15 protein-coding genes and 4 tRNA genes are annotated in these 14,920 nt (G+C 35.2%); 18 read left to right on the top strand and 1 reads right to left on the bottom strand.

Annotation, left to right across the window (positions count from 1 at the left end; all coding sequences use genetic code 11):
* Nucleotides 1-22: 22 nt before the first annotated feature.
* Complete coding sequence (locus H600_RS0119920; RefSeq protein WP_026730439.1) at nucleotides 23-250, top strand: PspC family transcriptional regulator; 228 nt, start codon at nucleotides 23-25, stop codon at nucleotides 248-250.
* Nucleotides 251-301: 51 nt separating this feature from the next.
* Here H600_RS0119920 and H600_RS0119915 read toward each other — a convergent pair whose 3' ends face one another.
* A complete protein-coding gene (locus tag H600_RS0119915; RefSeq protein ID WP_026730438.1) occupies nucleotides 302-1,771 on the bottom strand; it encodes an APC family permease in 1,470 nt (489 codons plus the stop codon).
* A gap of 260 nt (nucleotides 1,772-2,031) precedes the next feature.
* On the opposite strand from H600_RS0119915, the gene H600_RS0119910 reads away from it, so the two are divergent.
* From H600_RS0119910 to rpoB, 17 genes are all read left to right on the top strand, one after another.
* Entirely contained in the window at nucleotides 2,032-2,922 is an 891-nt protein-coding gene (locus H600_RS0119910) for a ComEA family DNA-binding protein (protein ID WP_035108792.1), read from the top strand.
* Between the two features lie 13 nt (nucleotides 2,923-2,935).
* Entirely contained in the window at nucleotides 2,936-4,078 is a 1,143-nt protein-coding gene (locus H600_RS0119905) for an acyl-CoA dehydrogenase family protein (RefSeq protein WP_026730436.1), read from the top strand.
* Nucleotides 4,079-4,323: 245 nt separating this feature from the next.
* The gene (gene rpsU, locus H600_RS0119900; protein WP_026730435.1) at nucleotides 4,324-4,518 is read left to right on the top strand and encodes a 30S ribosomal protein S21; all 195 of its coding nucleotides are present in this window, start codon (nucleotides 4,324-4,326) and stop codon (nucleotides 4,516-4,518) included.
* Between the two features lie 107 nt (nucleotides 4,519-4,625).
* Complete coding sequence (locus H600_RS0119895) at nucleotides 4,626-5,519, top strand: tyrosine-type recombinase/integrase (RefSeq protein ID WP_026730434.1); 894 nt, start codon at nucleotides 4,626-4,628, stop codon at nucleotides 5,517-5,519.
* A gap of 35 nt (nucleotides 5,520-5,554) precedes the next feature.
* Complete coding sequence (gene hpf / locus H600_RS0119890) at nucleotides 5,555-5,857, top strand: ribosome hibernation-promoting factor, HPF/YfiA family (protein ID WP_026730433.1); 303 nt, start codon at nucleotides 5,555-5,557, stop codon at nucleotides 5,855-5,857.
* Nucleotides 5,858-5,947: 90 nt separating this feature from the next.
* Nucleotides 5,948-6,021: transfer RNA gene (locus H600_RS0119885), tRNA-Thr, on the top strand.
* A 60-nt stretch (nucleotides 6,022-6,081) separates the two neighbouring features.
* Nucleotides 6,082-6,162: transfer RNA gene (locus H600_RS0119880), tRNA-Tyr, on the top strand.
* An 86-nt stretch (nucleotides 6,163-6,248) separates the two neighbouring features.
* Nucleotides 6,249-6,320 (top strand) — tRNA-Thr (locus H600_RS0119875).
* 55 nt (nucleotides 6,321-6,375) lie between these two features.
* Nucleotides 6,376-7,563, top strand: coding sequence for an elongation factor Tu (tuf, locus tag H600_RS0119870; protein ID WP_026730432.1), 1,188 nt, complete (start codon nucleotides 6,376-6,378; stop codon nucleotides 7,561-7,563).
* A gap of 62 nt (nucleotides 7,564-7,625) precedes the next feature.
* Nucleotides 7,626-7,696: transfer RNA gene (locus H600_RS0119865), tRNA-Trp, on the top strand.
* An 18-nt stretch (nucleotides 7,697-7,714) separates the two neighbouring features.
* Complete coding sequence (secE, locus tag H600_RS0119860; RefSeq protein WP_008466927.1) at nucleotides 7,715-7,912, top strand: preprotein translocase subunit SecE; 198 nt, start codon at nucleotides 7,715-7,717, stop codon at nucleotides 7,910-7,912.
* Between the two features lie 10 nt (nucleotides 7,913-7,922).
* Nucleotides 7,923-8,474: a transcription termination/antitermination protein NusG gene (nusG, locus tag H600_RS0119855; RefSeq protein ID WP_026730431.1), complete on the top strand. Its 552-nt coding sequence runs from the start codon at nucleotides 7,923-7,925 to the stop codon at nucleotides 8,472-8,474.
* A 67-nt stretch (nucleotides 8,475-8,541) separates the two neighbouring features.
* Complete coding sequence (gene rplK, locus H600_RS0119850; RefSeq protein ID WP_008466923.1) at nucleotides 8,542-8,979, top strand: 50S ribosomal protein L11; 438 nt, start codon at nucleotides 8,542-8,544, stop codon at nucleotides 8,977-8,979.
* 13 nt (nucleotides 8,980-8,992) lie between these two features.
* The gene (rplA, locus tag H600_RS0119845) at nucleotides 8,993-9,682 is read left to right on the top strand and encodes a 50S ribosomal protein L1 (protein ID WP_012024013.1); all 690 of its coding nucleotides are present in this window, start codon (nucleotides 8,993-8,995) and stop codon (nucleotides 9,680-9,682) included.
* 22 nt (nucleotides 9,683-9,704) lie between these two features.
* Nucleotides 9,705-10,205 carry a 50S ribosomal protein L10 gene (gene rplJ, locus H600_RS0119840; protein WP_026730430.1) on the top strand — a complete coding sequence of 167 codons (501 nt, stop codon included), beginning with the start codon at nucleotides 9,705-9,707 and terminating at the stop codon, nucleotides 10,203-10,205.
* A 93-nt stretch (nucleotides 10,206-10,298) separates the two neighbouring features.
* Nucleotides 10,299-10,670 carry a 50S ribosomal protein L7/L12 gene (rplL, locus tag H600_RS0119835; RefSeq protein WP_026730429.1) on the top strand — a complete coding sequence of 124 codons (372 nt, stop codon included), beginning with the start codon at nucleotides 10,299-10,301 and terminating at the stop codon, nucleotides 10,668-10,670.
* A 263-nt stretch (nucleotides 10,671-10,933) separates the two neighbouring features.
* Complete coding sequence (rpoB, locus tag H600_RS0119830; protein ID WP_026730428.1) at nucleotides 10,934-14,746, top strand: DNA-directed RNA polymerase subunit beta; 3,813 nt, start codon at nucleotides 10,934-10,936, stop codon at nucleotides 14,744-14,746.
* Nucleotides 14,747-14,920 lie beyond the last annotated feature (174 nt).

The raw sequence follows: 14,920 nt of genomic DNA, 5'->3' as shown, positions 1-14,920 counted from the left end.
GGGACTTAAATCTAAAAAAAAAATGTCAGCAATTTTAAAACTTAAGTTTTTCTTTGAAAAATATGGATTTCATGTTTCTTCAAGACTAGCAGATAAACTCGGAATGCGGGTTACAAATGTGCGTCTGTTTTTTATCTACATCTCTTTTGTTACAGCCGGTTTAGGATTTGGAGTTTATTTGACTCTTGCTTTTTGGATTCGGCTGAAAGATTTAATCCGCTCAAAAAGAACATCAGTATTTGATTTATAAAAAAAAGCTCCAAATTATATTGGAGCTTTTTTTATGAAATAAAGTTGAAATTTATTCAACATCATCTGTATTGTTAAGTTTTGATCTTCTTTTGCTATATCCAAAATATACCAGAATACCAATTGCCAACCATCCAAGAGATAATAATTGAGCATCAATACTCAAATTGATGATCAAATAAGTGTTGATTGCGATTCCTAATACTGCAATCACTGGTAAAGCAGGAACTTTAAAAGTCCTGTTTAATCCAGGTTGTTTAACTCTTAAAATCCAAACTGCGATACAAACCATTGTAAAGGCAAATAAAGTTCCAAAACTAGTCATATCTGCTAATTTATTAATTGGAGTGAAAGCAGCAACAGTTGCGATAATACCCCCCAAAATCATTAAGTTCGTTTTTGGAGTTCCAGAAATCGGGTTAACTTTTGAGAAAACTTGAGGAATCAATCCGTCTTTAGACATTCCTAAGAAAATTCTAGATTGTCCCATAATCATTACCATTAATACTGAAACTAAACCGATGGTTGCAGCAACAGTGATTATAAATCCAGCCCATCCTTGTCCAGCAATATCAAAAGCATAAGCAACAGGAGCTTTAATCGCTTCAGGATATTTTCCTAGTGGATTGAAATCTTGATAATTCATCATTCCAGTTAATACTAACGAAACAAGAATATATAAAGTAGTACAAATTAGTAAAGAAGCAATGATAGCAAACGGAACATCTTTCTTAGGATTAATTGCTTCTCCAGCCTGAGTTGAAACGGCATCGAAACCAACATAAGCAAAGAAAATTGCAGCAGCTCCAGAAACAATACCTCCAATTCCGTATGCATTGTGAGTAGTTTCTTTTTCAACAATTTGAGTAGCATCAGGAATAAAAGGACTCCAGTTTGCAGTGTTAATAAAGAAAAGACCAGCTACAATTACAAAAATTACTGCAGATACTTTAAGAATTACGATAGCATTATTTGCTTTCGCAGCGCTTTTTGTTCCTTTAATTAATAATGAAATAACTAAAATAACAATTAAAAATGCAGGAAGATTCATTGAAAAACCTTCTCCTGTATAACTCGCAGGATCTGTAGTAAGCCAGTCTGGAAGTTTAATATGAAACATTTTGAGCAATTTGTTGAAGTAACCTGACCAGGAAACGGCGACCGTCATGGATCCCATTGCATATTCGAGAATTAATCCCCACCCAATTATCCAGGCAAAAATTTCTCCAATTGTTCCGTATGCATATGCATAAGCAGAACCTTCAACTGGTAAAATTGATGCAAACTCAGAATAACAAAGAGCGGCAAAAACACAGGCAATACCTGCAATAATGAAGGAAATAGCTAATGCTGGACCTGCATGATAGTAAGCTCCTGTACCAGTAAGAACAAAAATTCCGCCACCGATGATAGCACCAACTCCAATGGCAGTAAGGCTCCATTTTCCAAGAACTCTTTTTAAATCACTTTTTTTCATATCGGCTTCAAAAGCAGATATAGGTTTAACTCTCCAAATTGACATATAATTATATTGGTTTATTGTTATTAAGCTCCAAATGTATTGTTTTTTGTAAAAAATAAAAACAATTATAGCGTTTTAAGTTATAAAATGTTTAAAATATTCATAAAAGTCACGTAAATTATGGCACAAAGCATTGAATTTGTCAATCTATTTAGGTTAAAATTTTAGAAAATACATTTTCGTTGAGAAATTAATTTTTAGTAAAATTCCTAATAAATTAATAATTTTGAATTCTATTTTTAATAAGAGCAACTACAATTATGAAAAATTATAAGCCATTTATTTCCTATTTCAAGTTTACCAATCAGCAACGTACAGGTTTAGTTGGGCTTTTCATAATTATAATTGTATTACAGGCTCTATACTATACTTTAGATTTTAATTTGATTGAAAAATCTTTTCCTGAAAAAGAACAGTGGATGTCGCTGCAATCTGAAATAGATTCTTTAAAAATGGCAAAAAATGATAGAAAACCGATGCAGTATTCCTTCAATCCAAATTTTATTTCTGATTATAAAGGTTATAAACTTGGAATGTCAGTTGCGGAAATTGACAGATTATTGACCTTCCGCAAAGAAAATAAATATGTAAACTCTGCCGAGGAATTTCAAAACGTAACCAAGATTTCAGATTCCTTGTTAAAAGCAATTTCCCCACTTTTTAAATTCCCAGATTGGACTCGCAATAAATCGACTTTTAAAAATGGAAAGAAAGAGTATGCTCCAAAAACAGAATTCAAAAAGGAAAAAATTGTTGTTTTAGATATTAATCAAGCGTCTCAAGAAGATTTGGTTAAAATCTATGGTATTGGAGAAGCTTTGTCAGCTAGAATTTTAAAACAAAAAGAAATCCTAGGATGTTTTGTTTCGATGGAGCAAATGGATGATGTATGGGGATTGTCGCCTGAAGTGATTTCAGCTCTGAATTCTCATTTTAAAGTTGTAATTCCAGACAATTTGAAAAAAATAGCAATTAATGATGCTTCTTTAAAAGAATTGTCTCAGTTTCCTTATTTTAAATACGCATTAGCAAAGCAAATCATAACGTATCGAAGCATGAATGGAAATTTCAATAATATTGAGGATTTGATAAAAATTAAAGGTTTTCCTGTTGAAAAAGCAAAAATAATTAGTTTATATTTGGAGTTCTAAAAAAAGCCAACAAATGAATTTTGATTATAACGAAACGCAGTCAATGATTGCTCAATCTATTAAAGAGTTTGCAGAGAAAAACATTAGACCTAATATTATGGAGTGGGATGAAGCTCAAATTTTTCCAATATCGCTCTTTAAACAATTAGGAGAAATGGGTTTTATGGGGGTTTTAGTGCCAGAAGAATACGGAGGTTCGGGATTGGGATATCATGAATATATTACGGTTGTTGAGGAAATTTCAAAAGTCGATCCTTCAATAGGATTATCTGTTGCTGCTCATAATTCATTATGCACAAATCATATTTTGACTTTTGGGAATGAGGAACAAAAGAAAAAATGGCTTCCTAAATTAGCTACAGCAGAGTATATAGGTGCTTGGGGATTAACCGAACACAATACAGGCTCTGATGCTGGAGGTATGAATACAACAGCAGTAAAAGATGGTGATTTCTGGGTGGTGAATGGTGCTAAAAATTTTATAACACACGCAATCTCCGGCGATATTGCTGTAGTTGTGGTTCGAACTGGAGAAAAAGGAGATTCAAAAGGAATGACTGCATTTGTTTTTGAAAAAGGGATGCCTGGCTTTTCATCTGGAAAAAAAGAAAACAAGCTAGGAATGCGCGCCAGCGAAACTGCTGAGTTGGTCTTTGATAATTGTCGCGTTCCTGATGCTAATAGGCTTGGTGAAGTTGGGCAAGGATTTGTTCAAGCAATGAAAATACTAGACGGTGGCCGAATTTCAATTGGCGCACTCTCTTTAGGAATCGCTAAAGGAGCCTATAATGCAGCTTTGAAGTATTCGAAGGAAAGACATCAGTTTGGGCAGCCAATTAGTAATTTTCAAGGAATATCATTTAAATTAGCTGATATGGCAACTGAAATTGAGGCTTCAGAACTATTGCTTCATAAAGCAGCTTATTTAAAGCAGCAGCATAAGCCTGTAACTACGTCAGGCGCAATGGCAAAAATGTATGCCTCTGAAGCTTGTGTGAAAATTGCAAATGATGCCGTTCAGATTCATGGAGGTTATGGCTATACTAAAGATTTTCCAGTGGAGAAATTCTATAGAGATTCAAAACTTTGTACTATAGGAGAAGGAACAACAGAAATTCAAAAATTAGTTATCTCTAGGAATTTATTAAAAGAATAATCTTATTTTGGGCGTGCCCCTAAAAACAAAAGCCATTCAGCAAGCGCAGAGTGGCTTTTGTTTTCAGGGTCGGGCTTTTCACTGCAATCTTTTTGTTTTTAAAGAAAAAACAAAAAGGATTTCCGTTGCAATCCCTCACGCGAACTCAGAAGATAGATTTTATGAAAAATAATTTATCATTTATGATTCATATTTGATAATTAATTTTTACATTTGCAGCCTTAACGAGAGGAGGTGTCTATATTATGTTAATTATACCAATTAAAGACGGAGAAAATATCGATAGAGCATTAAAGCGCTATAAAAGAAAATTTGATAAAACAGGAACTGTTCGTCAATTAAGAGCACGTACTGCTTTTATTAAGCCTTCTGTTATCAAAAGAGCACAAATTCAAAAAGCTGCTTACATCCAAGGCTTGAAAGATAGTTTAGAGAGTTAATATTAGCTTTTGCAAAAATAATTACCGTTAGTTGTCAAGATTTTTGACACTAACGGTTTTTTTATGCTTAATTTTGAAATTAAGTGTTAATGATTAAAAGTGCTAAAATGAAATCGAATAAAGATGCTTTTCGTGATTATCTCCAGTTGGAGAAAAAATATTCTCCGCATACGATCAATGCTTATTTGAATGATATTTCATTTTTTGAGAGCTTTAACAAACTTCGTTTTGAGCAAGATGGTATTGAGGGCGCAAATTATAATCAAATTAGAAGTTGGATTGTTTCTTTGGTGGATGATGGTGTGGCAAATGTTTCTGTTAATAGAAAAATGGCTTCGTTGAAATCCTTTTATAAATTTCTTTTGAAGGCGAAACAAATTGAGGTGAATCCAATGTTGAAGCATAAGGCTTTAAAAACGCCAAAAAATGTTCAGATTCCTTTTTCTGAAAAGGAATTGGTGGATTTGATTCAAAGTATAGAGATTCCGCTAGGTTTTGAGGAGGTTAGGGATAAATTGATTGTTGATTTGTTTTATACGACTGGGATGCGAAGAGCTGAGTTGATAGGATTGATGTTGTATAACGTTGATTTGTCTTTGAATGTGGTTAAGGTGTTGGGAAAGAGAAATAAAGAACGGATTATTCCTCTTTTGCCTATTGTTGCTGATGGGGTAAGGATGTATATGGATGAGCGTTCTTCTGTTGAAAACATTATAGATGCCGATTATTTTTTTATTTCAAAAAAAGGATTAAAATTAAGTGAATCTTTTGTGTATCGATTAATAAATTCTTACTTTAGTAGGGTCTCTGAAAAGGTGAAAAAAAGTCCGCACGTGCTTCGGCATACTTTTGCAACTCACTTATTGAATAACGGAGCAGATTTAAATTCAGTTAAGGAATTATTAGGGCATTCGAGCTTGGCGTCAACGCAAGTGTATACTCATAATAGTCTGGCGGAGCTCAAAAAGACATATAATGATGCACATCCTCGAAATAAATAATGATTTCCAAAATGTTTAACCCTAAAATTAGTATTATGAAGGTAGATGTTCATGCAGTTAACTTTACTGTTGACAGAAAATTGGTGGATTTTATTCAAGAAAGAATGGATAAGTTAGAAAAATACTACGATCGAATAGTGTCGTCAGACGTTTTTTTAAAAGTGGAAAGAACAAGTGATAAGGAGAATAAAGCGGTGGAGATAAAGGTCAATGTTCCGGGAGACGATTTTTTGGTAAAAAAGCAATGTAAAACATTTGAAGAAGCGGTAGAGCTTTCAGCGGAATCATTAGAACGTTTGCTAGTAAAAAGGAAAGAAAAAATTAGAGCGCACATATAATTGAAAAATTTTTCAAAAAATGTTTTGATTCAAAGATAAAATAGCTACATTTGCAGTCCGTTAGAAATAGCGGACTTTTTTAATGTATTCGCCGATGTAGCTCAGCTGGCTAGAGCAGCTGATTTGTAATCAGCAGGTCGTGGGTTCGAGTCCCTCTATCGGCTCAGAAATATTTCAAATACGATTTGAAATTGGTTCTTTAAAATAATGAAATTTTAAAATTAGGGGAGATACTCAAGCGGCCAACGAGGGCAGACTGTAAATCTGCTGTGTGAACTTCGCAGGTTCGAATCCTGCTCTCCCCACAAAAAAAAGTTTAGATTTAAGACTGGAGATTTTAGATTTGAAAAAAAAATAAAATTTGAATTCAGGAATCTAAAATAAGAACTCTGCCGGTGTAGCTCAGGGGTAGAGTGCTTCCTTGGTAAGGAAGAGGTCTCGGGTTCAAATCCCGACATTGGCTCAAGTAAGTAGGAAATTGAAAATTAATATATAACTAAGATTAAAAATTAAGTAAAATGGCAAAGGAGAATTTTAATCGTTCCAAACCGCACTTAAACATAGGTACAATTGGACACGTAGATCACGGAAAAACTACATTAACTGCTGCAATCACTAAAGTGTTGTCAGATGCTGGTTACTGTCAAGCAAAATCGTTTGATCAAATCGATAACGCTCCAGAGGAGAAAGAAAGAGGTATTACTATTAATACATCACACGTAGAGTATGAAACAGCTAACCGTCACTACGCTCACGTTGACTGTCCAGGTCACGCGGATTACGTAAAGAACATGGTTACTGGTGCTGCTCAAATGGACGGAGCTATCTTAGTAGTTGCTGCTACAGATGGTCCAATGCCACAAACTCGTGAGCACATCCTTTTAGGTCGTCAGGTTGGTATTCCAAGAATCGTTGTTTTCATGAACAAAGTGGATATGGTTGATGATGCTGAGTTGTTAGAGCTTGTTGAAATGGAAATTAGAGATTTATTATCTTTCTACGAATATGATGGAGATAATGGTCCTGTAGTTCAAGGTTCTGCTTTAGGAGGATTAAACAATGATCCAAACTGGGTACCTAAAATTATCGAATTAATGGAAGCTGTTGATGCTTGGATCGAAGAGCCAGTACGTGACGTTGCTAAACCATTCTTGATGCCAGTTGAGGACGTATTTACAATTACAGGTCGTGGAACTGTTGCTACAGGTCGTATCGAAACTGGAGTTGCTAACACTGGAGATCCTGTTGAAATCATTGGTATGGGAGCTGAAAAATTAACTTCTACTATTACAGGAGTTGAGATGTTCCGTAAAATCCTTGACAGAGGTGAAGCTGGAGATAACGTAGGTTTATTGTTAAGAGGTATTGATAAAGCTGATATCAAAAGAGGTATGGTTATTATTAAGCCAGGTTCAGTAAAACCACACGCTAAATTCAAAGCTGAGGTTTATATCTTGAAAAAAGAAGAAGGTGGACGTCACACTCCATTCCACAATAACTACCGTCCACAGTTCTACGTACGTACAACTGACGTAACTGGAGTTATTTCTTTACCAGCAGGTGTAGAGATGGTAATGCCAGGTGATAACTTGACAATTGAGGTTGCTTTATTAAGCCCAATCGCAATGAACGTAGGTTTACGTTTTGCTATCCGTGAAGGTGGTAGAACAGTAGGTGCTGGTCAGGTTACTGAAATTGTAGAATAATTTCTATAAATATTAAAACAAAAGCCAGTTGGTTTTCTTAATTGAACCAACTGGCTTTAATTACGGGCGTAGTTCAAGGGTAGAATAGCGGTCTCCAAAACCGTTGATGGGGGTTCGAATCCCTCCGCCCGTGCAATAAAAAATATATCAAATGACAAAAGTTACTAATTATTTATCAGAGGCTTTCGAGGAGTTAAAGTCAAATGTTACTTGGCCAGCTTGGGCTGAGGTTCAAAAATTGACAATTGTTGTGGCTGTATTTTCGATTCTATTTGCTTTGGCAACATGGGGAGTAGACGAATTTTTTGCAAAAGCTTTGGCTGGATTTTTTAACTGGTTAAAAGGATAATTTTTTTGTGATGGCAGATAATAATGTGAAAAAATGGTACGTAGTTAGAGCAGTAAGCGGTCAAGAGAATAAAGTGAAAGCTTATATCGAAACTGAGATTGCCAGATTGGGTATGGAGGATTATGTTTCCCAAGTTTTGGTTCCTACAGAAAAAGTAGTAACTGTAAAGGAGGGGAAAAAGATGTCTAAGGATAAGGTTTATTTTCCTGGATATGTTATGATCGAAGCTAATTTAGTTGGTGAGATACCTCATATTATTAAATCTATTACAAGTGTGATTGGATTTTTGGGTGAAATTAAAGGTGGAGAACCTGTTCCTTTGAGATTATCTGAGGTTAATCGTATGTTAGGGAAAGTGGATGAGTTGGCTGTTAATACAGATACACGTGCAATTCCATTCAACTTAGGTGAAACTGTAAAAGTGATCGATGGTCCTTTTAACGGATTTAACGGTACAGTTGAAAAAATTAATGAAGAAAAGCGTAAACTTGAAGTAATGGTTAAGATTTTCGGAAGAAAAACACCATTAGAATTAAGTTTTATGCAAGTTGAAAAAGTATAATTTTTTGTTACACTATAATAAACCATTGTAATCGCTTCCATTGATTACAGTGTTAAATTTTTTAAAAATGGCTAAAGAAATTAGTAAGGTAGTTAAACTACAAGTTAAGGGAGGTGCTGCGAACCCGTCGCCACCGGTTGGACCTGCTTTAGGAGCTGCTGGGGTAAACATCATGGAGTTCTGTAAGCAATTTAATGCTAGAACTCAGGATAAACCTGGCAAAATTTGTCCAGTGCAAATCACTGTGTACAAAGACAAATCATTTGATTTTGTTGTTAAGACTCCTCCAGCAGCGGTTCAGTTAATGGAAGCTGCAAAGCTAAAATCTGGTTCTGGTGAGCCTAATCGTAAAAAAGTAGCTAGCGTTACTTGGGAACAAATTAGAACTATTGCTGAAGACAAAATGCCAGACTTAAATGCTTTCACAATTGAGAAAGCTATGAGTATGGTTGCTGGAACAGCTAGATCTATGGGTATAACTGTATCAGGAGATGCTCCTTTTTAATTAAGAAAAAGACATGGCAAAATTAACAAAAAAGCAAAAAGAGGCTGCTTCAAAAATTGAAAAGAACAAATTATACTCTCTAAAAGATGCTGCGGCATTATTGAAAGTTGTTGCTTCTGCAAAATTTGATGAGTCTGTTGATATCGCAGTTCGTTTAGGAGTAGATCCTAGAAAAGCGAATCAAATGGTAAGAGGTGTGGTAACTTTACCTCACGGAACAGGAAAAGATGTTAAAGTATTAGCATTGGTTACTCCAGATAAAGAGGCTGAAGCAAGAGAAGCTGGAGCAGATCACGTTGGTCTTGACGATTACCTTCAAAAAATTAAAGATGGTTGGACAGATGTTGATGTTATCATCACTATGCCTGCTGTTATGGGTAAATTAGGTCCATTAGGTCGTATTTTAGGACCTAGAGGTTTAATGCCAAACCCTAAAACAGGTACTGTAACTATGGATGTTGCAAAAGCTGTTCAAGAGGTTAAAGCTGGTAAAATTGACTTTAAAGTTGATAAAACTGGTATCGTTCACGCAGGAATTGGTAAAGTTTCTTTTGGAGCTGAGCAAATTGTTGACAACGCACACGAAATTATTCAAACATTAATAAAACTTAAACCAACTGCTGCTAAAGGTACATACATTAAAGGTATCCACCTTACAAGCACAATGAGTCCTGCTATTGCATTAGACCCAAAAGCAGTATAATTGGTAGTTAAAAATTTTTAGTATGACTAGAGAAGAAAAATCAATCGCGATTGAAAATTTAACTGCGCAGTTAGCTGGTACAAATATCATTTATGTATCTGATATTTCTGGTTTAAACGCAGAGACAACTTCAAACTTACGTAGAGCTTGTTTTAAAGCTGGTATCAAATTAGAAGTAGTTAAGAATACTTTGCTTGCAAAAGCAATGGAAGCTTCTACTAATGATTATGGTGATTTACCAACAGTTTTAACTGGTAACAGTGCTATCTTTATTTCTGATGTTGCTAACGCACCTGGAAAAATTATCAAAGATTTCCGTAAGAAATCTGATAAACCAGTTTTAAAAGGAGCTTACATCAATTCTGAAGTATATATTGGGGATAACCAATTAGATGCATTAGCTACAATTAAATCTAAAGAAGAGCTTATCGGAGAAATCATTGGATTATTACAATCTCCAGCTCAAAGAATTATTTCTGCTTTACAAAACAAATTCGCAGGAAGCGAAGAAGGAGCAGAGTAATTATTTATGTAAGGAAGAATGCTTCCTTGCTGCTTAATTAGCGCACAATAAATAAATTATATTTTTTACAAATCATTTTAAACGATAGAAGAAATGGCAGATTTGAAACAATTCGCAGAACAATTAGTTAACTTAACAGTTAAAGAAGTTAACGAATTAGCAACAATATTAAAAGATGAGTATGGTATCGAGCCTGCTGCTGCAGCTGTAGTAGTTGCTGCTGGTGGTGGTGAAGGTGCTGCTGAAGAAGCTCAAACTGAATTTACAGTTGTATTAAAAGAAGCTGGTGCTTCTAAATTAGCAGTTGTAAAATTAGTTAAAGAATTAACTGGTTTAGGTCTTAAAGAAGCTAAAGACGTAGTTGACGGTGCTCCAAGCAACGTTAAAGAAGGTGTTTCTAAAGAAGAGGCTGAAGGTCTTAAGAAAGCTTTAGAAGAGGCTGGAGCTGTAGTTGAGCTTAAATAATTAAACTCAGTTTAGAACTAGGTTTAGACCTTGGATGGCAACATCCAAGGGTCTAAACCATTTTTCGTATAATAAAATATATTAAATTTTATTATTCCATAGTTTAAAATACGAAAAAGTTTTTGATCAATACGAAGAAAGAAAATGGAACTTTTTACTGTTTTATTTTTAAAGATGTATTGGTTATAATAAGAAAGTATAGATTAAACAGTGTGTTTTTACACAAAAAAATTACTTTTTTTTAATCAAAATTTTGTCCATTGATGATAACAAATCAGACTGAAAGATTGAATTTTGCCTCTACAAAAAATATCCCTGACTATCCGGATTTTCTAGATGTTCAGGTTAAATCTTTTAAAGATTTCTTTCAATTAGAAACGAAATCTGACGAAAGAGGCAACGAAGGGTTATACAACACCTTCATGGAAAACTTCCCAATTACAGATACAAGAAACAACTTTGTATTGGAATTCCTAGATTATTTTGTTGATCCACCACGTTATACAATTCAAGAATGTATAGAGAGAGGTCTTACTTATAGTGTGCCTTTAAAAGCTAGGTTAAAACTATACTGTACAGATCCAGAACATGAAGATTTTGAAACAATTGTACAAGATGTTTATCTTGGAACAATACCTTACATGACTCCTAGTGGTACTTTTGTTATTAATGGTGCCGAGCGTGTTGTAGTATCTCAATTACACCGTTCTCCAGGGGTTTTCTTTGGACAGTCATTCCACGCAAATGGAACTAAACTTTACTCTGCAAGAGTTATTCCTTTTAAAGGTTCTTGGATAGAGTTCTCTACTGATATCAATAGCGTAATGTACGCGTATATCGATAGAAAGAAAAAATTACCTGTAACAACTTTATTCCGTGCTATCGGTTTCGAAAGAGATAAGGATATCCTTGAAATTTTCGACTTAGCTGAAGAGATTAAAGTTTCTAAAACAGGTATTAAGAAATATATTGGAAGAAGACTTGCTGCACGTGTATTGAACACATGGCACGAGGATTTCGTAGATGAGGATACTGGAGAGGTAGTTTCTATCGAACGTAACGAAATCATCCTTGATCGTGATACTATTATCGACAAAGATAATGTTGAAGAGATCATTGATTCTAATGTAAAATCTATTTTGTTACACAAAGAGGATAATAACCAAGCAGATTATGCTATTATCCACAATACGTTACAAAAAGATCCAACAAACTCTGAAAAAGAAGCTGTAGAGCACATTTACCGTCAGTTGCGTAACGCTGAACCGCCTGATGAGGAAACTGCTCGTGGTATTATAGATAAATTGTTCTTCTCTGATCAACGTTATAACTTAGGTGAAGTTGGTCGTTATAGAATGAACAAAAAATTAGATTTAGATATCCCTATGGATAAGCAAGTGCTTACTAAAGAGGATATCATTACAATCGTAAAATATTTGATCGAGTTGATCAACTCTAAAGCAGAGATTGATGATATTGATCACTTATCAAACCGTCGTGTTAGAACAGTTGGTGAGCAATTGTCTCAACAGTTCGGTGTTGGTTTAGCACGTATGGCTAGAACTATTCGTGAGAGAATGAACGTTAGAGATAACGAGGTGTTTACACCAATTGATTTGATCAATGCTAAAACATTATCATCAGTTATCAACTCTTTCTTTGGTACTAACCAGTTATCTCAATTTATGGATCAAACGAATCCATTAGCTGAGATTACGCACAAAAGAAGACTTTCTGCACTTGGACCAGGTGGACTTTCGAGAGAGAGAGCTGGTTTCGAGGTTCGTGACGTTCACTATACTCACTATGGTCGTTTATGTCCGATTGAAACTCCTGAGGGACCAAACATTGGTTTGATTTCATCTCTTGGTGTTTATGCAAAAGTTAACGGAATGGGATTTATTGAAACTCCATACCGTAAAGTAACTAATGGTGTAGTTGATTTAGAAAGTACTCCAGTTTACTTAAGTGCTGAAGAAGAAGAAGGAAAAATGATTGCTCAGGCAAACATTGAAATGGATGCTTCTGGTAAAATTACAGCTAGCAATGTTATTGCTCGTGAGGAAGGTGACTTCCCGGTTGTTGAGCCATCTGTAGTTCACTATACAGACGTTGCTCCTAACCAGATCGCTTCGATTTCTGCATCTTTGATTCCTTTCTTGGAGCATGATGATGCGAATCGTGCGTTGATGGGATCGAACATGATGCGTCAGGCAGTTCCTTTGATCCGTCCTGAAGCTCCGATTGTTGGTACAGGTTTAGAGCGTCAGGTAGCTTCAGATTCAAGAGTATTAATCAATGCTGAAGGGCATGGTACTGTTGAGTATGTTGATGCTAATATCATTACTATTAAATACGATCGTACAGAAGACGAGAGAATGGTTAGTTTTGATGCTGATGAGAAAACGTACAACCTTATTAAATTTAGAAAAACCAATCAAGGTACAAGTATCAACTTGAAACCAATCGTGAGAAGAGGTGACAGAGTTGTTCCTGGTCAAGTATTGTCTGAAGGATATGCTACTCAAAATGGAGAATTAGCTTTAGGTAGAAACTTAAAAGTTGCGTTCATGCCATGGAAAGGGTACAACTTCGAGGATGCGATTGTAATTTCTGAGAAAGTAGTTCGTGATGATATTTTTACTTCTATCCACGTTGATGATTATTCATTAGAGGTTAGAGATACTAAGTTAGGAAACGAAGAGTTAACAAACGATATTCCTAACGTTTCTGAAGAAGCTACTAAAGATTTAGATGAAAACGGTATGATTAGAATTGGAGCAGAGGTTAAACCTGGTGACATTCTAATCGGAAAAATTACACCAAAAGGAGAATCAGATCCTACTCCAGAGGAGAAATTGCTTCGTGCAATCTTCGGGGATAAAGCAGGTGATGTAAAAGATGCTTCATTAAAAGCTTCTCCATCTTTACACGGTGTAGTTCTTGACAAAAAATTATTTGCAAGAGCCGTAAAAGATAAACGTAAACGTACTCAGGATAAAGATGCTTTAGGCGCTTTAGAAATGGAATTCGAAACTAAATTTGTTGAATTAAAAGACAGATTAGTTGAGAAATTATTCTTGATCGTTAACGGAAAAACATCTCAAGGTGTAATGAATGATTTGGGCGAAGAAGTTTTACCAAAAGGTAAAAAATATACTCAAAAAATGCTTTACGCAGTAGAAGATTTCGCTCACTTAAGTAAAGGTCAATGGGTTGCTGATGATGCTACAAATAAAATGGTTAATGATTTAATTCATAACTATAAAATTAAGCTGAACGACTTACAAGGAGCTTTAAGAAGAGAGAAATTCACTATTACAGTTGGAGATGAATTACCATCTGGAATCTTGAAATTGGCTAAAATCTATATCGCTAAAAAACGTAAGTTAAAAGTTGGTGATAAAATGGCGGGACGTCACGGTAACAAAGGTATTGTTGCTAGAATCGTTCGTCATGAAGATATGCCTTTCTTAGAAGATGGAACACCGGTAGATATCGTATTGAATCCACTTGGGGTACCTTCACGTATGAACATTGGTCAGATTTATGAGACTGTTCTTGGATGGGCGGGTATGAACTTGGGTAGAAAATTTGCTACTCCAATTTTCGACGGTGCTTCTCTTGACGAGATCAATGCTTTGACTGATGAAGCTAACGTACCACGTTTCGGACATACTTATCTTTATGATGGTGGAACTGGAGAGCGTTTTGCACAAAAAGCAACTGTGGGTGTAATTTACATGCTTAAATTAGGACACATGGTTGATGATAAGATGCACGCACGTTCTATCGGACCATACTCATTGATTACGCAACAACCACTTGGAGGTAAGGCTCAATTTGGAGGTCAGCGTTTTGGAGAGATGGAGGTTTGGGCACTTGAGGCTTATGGAGCTTCTAGTACACTACGTGAAATCTTAACTGTTAAGTCTGATGACGTTATTGGTAGAGCTAAAACTTACGAGGCTATCGTTAAGGGGGAAACTATGCCAGAACCAGGTTTACCAGAATCATTCAATGTATTAATGCACGAATTGAAAGGTCTAGGTTTAGATCTTCGTTTGGAAGAATAATAAAAGTTTTGGAATCAGTCTCATTTTTTAATGGGACTGATTACTCATTTATAATAAGTTTTTAAAGATTTATACCCGTAAACCGTTCCGATTTTTTATAGCAATGCGAGGCATTTTATAATTAGCACTTCAAATAAGAATTTGAAGTTTAGAGAAGTAACCCGAGGTAGTGTT

The organism is Flavobacterium denitrificans DSM 15936 (genome assembly GCF_000425445.1).
In the GTDB taxonomy this organism is placed as follows: Bacteria; Bacteroidota; Bacteroidia; order Flavobacteriales; family Flavobacteriaceae; genus Flavobacterium; species Flavobacterium denitrificans.
This window is presented reverse-complemented; position numbering and strand designations above follow the sequence as displayed.